Source organism: Streptomyces viridosporus, from assembly GCF_002078235.1.
Taxonomy (GTDB): Bacteria; Actinomycetota; Actinomycetes; order Streptomycetales; family Streptomycetaceae; genus Streptomyces; species Streptomyces viridosporus.
Genome location: NZ_MSGP01000625.1, coordinates 1 through 5,834 on the forward strand (window position 1 = coordinate 1; position 5,834 = coordinate 5,834).

General features: G+C 75.5%; 6 protein-coding genes. 5 read left to right on the forward strand and 1 reads right to left on the reverse strand.

What is annotated here, in order from left to right; translation table 11 throughout:
- Positions 1 to 1,911: SpoIIE family protein phosphatase (locus B7L92_RS34540; protein ID WP_081241179.1), on the forward strand; the 1,911-nt coding region annotated here is incomplete at its 5' end.
- 53 nt (positions 1,912 to 1,964) lie between these two features.
- On the opposite strand, the gene B7L92_RS34545 is transcribed toward B7L92_RS34540, so the two are convergent.
- Positions 1,965 to 2,714, reverse strand: coding sequence for a putative protein N(5)-glutamine methyltransferase (locus tag B7L92_RS34545; RefSeq protein WP_107501704.1), 750 nt, complete (start codon positions 2,712 to 2,714; stop codon positions 1,965 to 1,967).
- Between the two features lie 316 nt (positions 2,715 to 3,030).
- On the opposite strand from B7L92_RS34545, the gene B7L92_RS34550 reads away from it, so the two are divergent.
- The 4 genes from B7L92_RS34550 (at position 3,031) to B7L92_RS34565 (ending at position 5,757) form a co-directional block, all read left to right on the forward strand.
- Positions 3,031 to 3,465: a MarR family winged helix-turn-helix transcriptional regulator gene (locus B7L92_RS34550; protein WP_170102278.1), complete on the forward strand. Its 435-nt coding sequence runs from the start codon at positions 3,031 to 3,033 to the stop codon at positions 3,463 to 3,465.
- Positions 3,466 to 3,561: 96 nt separating this feature from the next.
- Positions 3,562 to 4,167: a sulfite oxidase-like oxidoreductase gene (locus B7L92_RS34555; RefSeq protein ID WP_081241182.1), complete on the forward strand. Its 606-nt coding sequence runs from the start codon at positions 3,562 to 3,564 to the stop codon at positions 4,165 to 4,167.
- A gap of 136 nt (positions 4,168 to 4,303) precedes the next feature.
- Entirely contained in the window at positions 4,304 to 5,023 is a 720-nt protein-coding gene (locus tag B7L92_RS34560) for a ferredoxin reductase (protein WP_081241184.1), read from the forward strand.
- Positions 5,024 to 5,172: 149 nt separating this feature from the next.
- On the forward strand, positions 5,173 to 5,757 hold the full coding sequence (locus tag B7L92_RS34565; protein WP_081241183.1) for an Rv1733c family protein: 585 nt from the start codon (positions 5,173 to 5,175) through the stop codon (positions 5,755 to 5,757).
- Positions 5,758 to 5,834: the final 77 nt, after the last annotated feature.

Below are 5,834 nucleotides of genomic sequence, written 5' to 3' on the forward strand. Positions count from 1 at the left end.
CAGGAGGCGCTGGGCCAGTACGCCGCCCGGATCATGGTGCACGAGGAGCACCTGGACCTCGTGGTGGAGCTGTTCGCCGACGTCATGCGCACCGGGCAGAGCTGGGCCGGGGCCTTCCCGATCCGGCGCAAGGACGGCACGACGCGGCTCGTGGAGTTCCGCAACATGCGGCTGCTGGACGACCGGGGGGAGGTCTACGCCCTCGGCCTCGCGGTGGACCGGTCGACCGTGCGCCGCCTGGAGAGGGACGTGGCGCTGTCTACGCGGATCGTCGCCCAGTCTCCCATCGGGCTGGCCGTGCTGGACTCCGCCCTGCGGTACGTCACGGTCAACCCGGCGCTGGAGCAGATCAACGGCGTTTCGGCCGAGGCGCACCTGGGCCGCACGATCCGCGAAGTGCTGCCGATGCTGGACACCGGGCCCCTCGAGGCCGCCGCCCGCGAGGTGCTGGACACCGGGCGGCCCGTGGTCGACCGGCCCACGGTCGGCCGCACCCCGGCCGAGCCGGACGAGGACAACGCCTGGTCGGTCTCGCTGTACCGGCTGGAGAACGCGCTCGGCACCGTGCTGGGAGTGGCCCTGTCGATCGTGGACATCACCGAGCAGTACCGGGCGAGCCTCGAGGCCGAGACCGCCCGGCGCCGGCTGGCCCTGATCGCCGACGCCTCCGCGCGGATCGGCACCACGCTGGACCTGGAGCGCACGGCCGGCGAACTCGCCGAGGTGGCCGTGCCGGAGCTGGCGGACGTGGCGGCGGTGGACCTGCTGGAAGCGGTGGTGCGGGGCCGCCGCAGCACCCTCGGCCCGGCCGAGTCCGTGATGATCCGGGCCCTGGCGGTGCGCGGCGCGGAAGCGGAGGACGTGGTGCGGGCGGCCGACCCGCCGGGGCAGGTGGCCCGGTACGCGCCGGACCGGCTGGTCACCGAGTGCGTGCGCACGGGGCGGCCCGTGATGGTGCCGCGGGTGAAGGACGAGGACCTGGCCCGCATAGCCCGTTCCCCGGAAGCCGCCGAGCTGCTGGCCCGGGCGGGCCTCCACTCGTACCTGGCCGTGCCGCTGATCGCACGCGGCGAGGTGCTGGGCGCCCTCGACCTCAAGCGCACGCACGATCCCGCGCCGTTCGACGAGGACGACCTGCTGCTCGCGCGGGAGCTGGCCTCCCGCGCGGCCGTGCAGATCGACAACGCCCGCTGGTACCAGAACGCCCGCGCCACCGCCCTGACCCTCCAGCGCAGCCTGCTCCCCAGCCATCCGCGGGTGACGGGCGGACTCGAGGTCGCCTCCCGCTACCAGCCGGCGGGCGCCACCAGCGAGGTGGGCGGCGACTGGTTCGACGTGATCCCGCTGGAGGGCGACAAGACCGCCCTCGTCGTCGGGGACGTCATGGGCAGCGGCATCCCCGCGGCGGCCGCCATGGGCCGGCTGCGCACGGCGACCACGACGCTGGCCTCCCTCGACCTCGATCCGGCCCTGCTCCTGGAGCACCTGGACAGGATCGCCGGGGGCCTGGACCAGGCCATCGCCACCTGCGTCTACGCCGTCCACGATCCCGGCGCGCGGCAGTGCACCGTCGCCAACGCCGGACATCTGCCACCGGTCCGGATCCGGGTCGGGCACGCCCCGGAACTGCTCGACCTGCCCACCGGGGTGCCGCTGGGGGTGGGCGGGGTCGGGTTCTCCACGACCACCGTCGGCCTGGAGCCGGGCGACCGGCTGGTCCTCTACACGGACGGTCTCGTCGAGACGCGGCACCATCCGCTGGACGAACGCCTCGACCGGCTGCTCGCCCTGCTGGACCGCCCCGGCCTCTCCCTGGAGGAGGTCTGCGACCTGCTCCTGCGCACCCTGCACGAACCCGACAACTTCGACGACGTGGCCCTGCTCATCGCCCGCGCGACGGCACCCGCCTGAGCACACGCCGACGGCACCGGCCGCGGTCCCCGCGGCGGCCGGTGCCGCGGGCCCTACGGCCCGACGCCGATCACGACGTGGGCGCACCGCTCCTCGCAGACGGCCAGACGGGTGCGCAGTCCCGCGCCGGTGAAGGCCGCGACGGCGGCGGGCGCCTGACGGCGGCTCGTCTCCGCCAGCAGGCAACCGCCGGGCGCCAGCCAGCCGGGCGCCCCGGCGGCCACCCGGCGCAGCACGTCGAGGCCGTCCGCGCCGCCGTCGAGCGCGACGCGCGGCTCGTGGTCGCGGGCCTCCGCGGGCAGCAGACCGATCTCGCCCGTGGGCACGTACGGCACATTGGCCGCCAGGACGTCGATCCGGCCCCGCAGCCCGCCGGGGAGCGCCTCGAACAGGTCGCCCGTGTGGACCTGACCGCCGAAGTCCGCGACGTTGCGGCGGGCGCAGCGCACGGCGACCGGGTCGATGTCGGCGGCGTGCAGTTCGACCTCGCCCAGCCCGGCCGCCAGCGCCGCGCCGACGGCGCCCGAACCGCAGCACAGGTCCACGACGACGGTCGCGCCGGGCGCCTGCGCGAGGGCCTGCTCGACGAGGAACTCGGTACGGCGGCGGGGGACGAAGACACCGGGTTCCACGGCGATGCGCCGGCCCAGGAACCCGGCCCAGCCGACCACGAGTTCGAGGGGCAGCCCGGCCGCCCTGCGCTCGACCATCGAGGCGGCGTCGTCCGGGGTGGGCGCGGCGGCGAGGATCAGCTCGGCCTCGTCCTCGGCGAAGACGCAGCCCGCGGCGCGCAGCGCGGCCACGACGGCGGCCCGGGACGCGGGCGAGGACGGCGGGGCGGCCGGGAGCGAGGGCGAGGGAACGGGTGAAGGGGGCGGGGACGGCGTGTGCGGCAAGAGCCTGGGGCCTTTCGGGAGCCGAAGGGCGCTCTCGCGGTCACCTAGCGCCGGTGGTCCGCGTCGCTCCGGGAGGAGAGCACCCGATCCGACACAGCGGTGATGGGTCCCACCTCCTCGGCTTCCCCGGCCGGGTCCCTCCGCGGCCGGAGGGTCACCCTACCCGAATCCCCGTGGTTGTACGGTGCCAGGAGAACCCGGGGTCGCGAAGGGAGGTGTCCGGGTGGACGCAGCCGAGGCCGTGGAGGTCATCCAGCGCGAGATGACGGTCTTCGCCCGCCGTGCCCGCGCGTCGGCCGGGCGCATGCACCCCGAACTGTCGCTGGTGTCGTACACGCTGCTCGGGCACCTGGAGACGAGCGGGGGCTGCCGGGCCACGGACCTGGCCGCCCACTACGCGCTGGACAAGTCGACCGTGAGCCGCCAGGTGGCCGCCCTGGAGCGGTCCGGTCTCGTCGAACGGCGGGCGGATCCCGAGGACCAGCGGGTCCAGGTGGTGCGGCTGACGCGGGCCGGCCGGCGCATCCTGGCACGGGTGACCGAGAGCCGCCGCGCGGCCTTCGCCGAGCGGCTGGCGGACTGGCCGGAGGAGGACCTGCGGCGGTTCGCCGGCTACCTGGAGCACTACAACGCGTGGTCCGCCTCCGGGGAGCACTGAGCGGCGGGGCCGGCGGGTGCGCGTCCGGCCACCCGCACCACGTACGGTGGGACGTCGGAACGACTCGAGCACTCTCGCAACGGAAACACCGATCACGTGAACATCACCCGAGGCTTCACCGGCCGTCCCCGCGTGGACGACCCCGGTCTGCCGCCCGGTCAGTACGACGCGGGCGACGAATGGCCCGTCCTGTCCGCCGAGGTCACGCCCGACCTCGCGCCCGCCGACTGGACCTTCCGGGTCGACGGGCTGGTGGCCGAGCCCCGCACCTGGGACTGGGAGCAGGCGCACGCGCTGCCGGACTCGGCGTACGAGGGCGCGATCCACTGCGTGACGGGCTGGTCGAAGTTCGGGGTGCGGTTCGGCGGGGTCTCCCTGGACGCCTTCCTGGACGTGGTCCGGCCCCAGGCCTCCGCCACCCATGTCGTCGCCTACGCGCACACCGGCTACACCACCAGTCTTCCGCTCGCCGACGTGGTCGGCGGCCGGGCCTGGATCGCCTGGGAGTACGACGGCCGGCCGCTCCCTCCCGAGCACGGCGGCCCGGCGCGGCTGCTGGTGCCGCACCTGTACTTCTGGAAGAGCCCCAAGTGGATCGCGGGCCTGCGGCTCCTGGACCACGACGAGCCGGGCTTCTGGGAGGGCAACGGCTACCACGCGCGCGGCAACCCCTGGGAGGAGCAGCGGTACTCCGGTGACTGAGCGGACGACGCAGACGGCGACGCGGACGGTGCCGGCGGGCACGGCGACCGGGGCGGCGGCGGACCCCGCGCCACGAGGGGCCCGGGAGCCCGCGGAGAACGCGCCGGGGCGTTTCACCCCGCCGACGCGGTTCGCCGTGCCCGGGCGCATCGGCGTGAGCGAGCAGACCGCCTCGGTGTGGCGTACGGCCACCCTGGCCGGGATCCGCCGCGAGACCCCGCGCGTCGCGACCTTCCGGTTCGCCGTGCCCGGCTGGCCGGGTCACCTGCCCGGCCAGCACCTTCTGCTGCGGCTGACCGCGGCGGACGGGTACACGGCCCAGCGCCACTACTCGATCGCGTCCGCGCCGGACGACTCCGGACACATCGAGCTGACGCTGGACCACGTCGAGGACGGCGAGGTCTCGGGCTGGTTCCACACGGTGGCCCGGCCCGGCGACCGGGTGGAGGTGCGCGGTCCGCTCAGCGGCTTCTTCGCCTGGCCGGGCGACCGGCCCGCCCTGCTGGTGGGGGCCGGCTCCGGCGTGGTCCCGCTGATGTCGATGGTCCGGCACCACCGGGCCCGGGGCCTGACCGTGCCGCTGCGGCTGCTGGTGTCGGCGCGCAGTCCCGAAGAGCTGATCTACGCGCGGGAGTTCGGCGCGGAGACCACACCGGTGTTCACGCGGAGCGCGCCGGAGGGTGTGGCCGTGGGACGTATGGCTGCCGCACATGTGGCGCCGCTCCTGGCCGAGCAGCCTCCCGGTGGGTGGGAGGCCTATGTGTGCGGCTCCAACGCCTTCGCCGAGCACGCCTCCAGGCTGCTGGTGGCGGCCGGACAGCCCGTCGACCGGATCCGTATCGAGCGCTTCGGCTGACCGCCCGCGCCGGTTCCGGCCCGCCGTTTCGCACCGGTGCCTCCGGGCACTCCTGACCGGGGGCCGGTCGCGCGCGTGCCGCGCGCGACGATGGGAGCGGCAGGGGCGTCCCGTCCGGCCCCGGCTGCGGTGACGGTGAGGAGGTCGACATGCGGACGCGGTGGCTCGGCCGGTCCCGGGGACGCAATCCGCTGCGGCGCCGGTCGGACGTGGTCGAGGCGTGGACGGCGCTGGCCGTCGCCGTGCTGGTGTGCGTGGGGGCCCCGCTGATGGGAGCGGTCACCGCCCGATGGGCCCACGACGAGGCGCGGACGACCGCCGAGGAGCAGCGCGCCGATCGTCACCGGGTGCGCGCCGAGGTCGTGGAGCGGCCCGCCGGGCCGGGGCCCTCCTCCCGGACGGACGAACAACGCGTGCCCCGTGCGACCGTGCGCTGGACGGAACCGGGCGAGGGGCGGCGCACCGCCGTCGCACGCGTCCCCGCGAACGCGCGCCCCGGGGACACGGTGCACGTGTGGTTCGACTCCCGGGGGCGCAATGTGCCGCCCCCGGTCGACAACGCCTCGGTGTGGCAGCACAGCATCGGCATGGGCACCTTCGCCGCGGGGGTCTCGGCGGCCGGGGTGCTCCTGGTGCACCGGGGGGTGCGCGAGGCGGCGATACACCGCCGGCTGGCGGAGTGGGAACGGGCGTGGGCCCGTACGGAGCCGCAGTGGGCCCGGCGCGGGGCCTGAAGACGCGGGATCTGAAGACGCGGAACCCGAAGAGGCAGGGCCTGAGGACGCGGGGTCTGAAGGCGAAGGCCGCCGCC

Bases quoted from the DNA above. Each gene is read 5' to 3' on its own strand.
- B7L92_RS34565 (WP_081241183.1), top strand. From the start codon at position 5,173: ATGCGGACGCGGTGGCTCGGCCGGTCCCGGGGACGCAATCCGCTGCGG.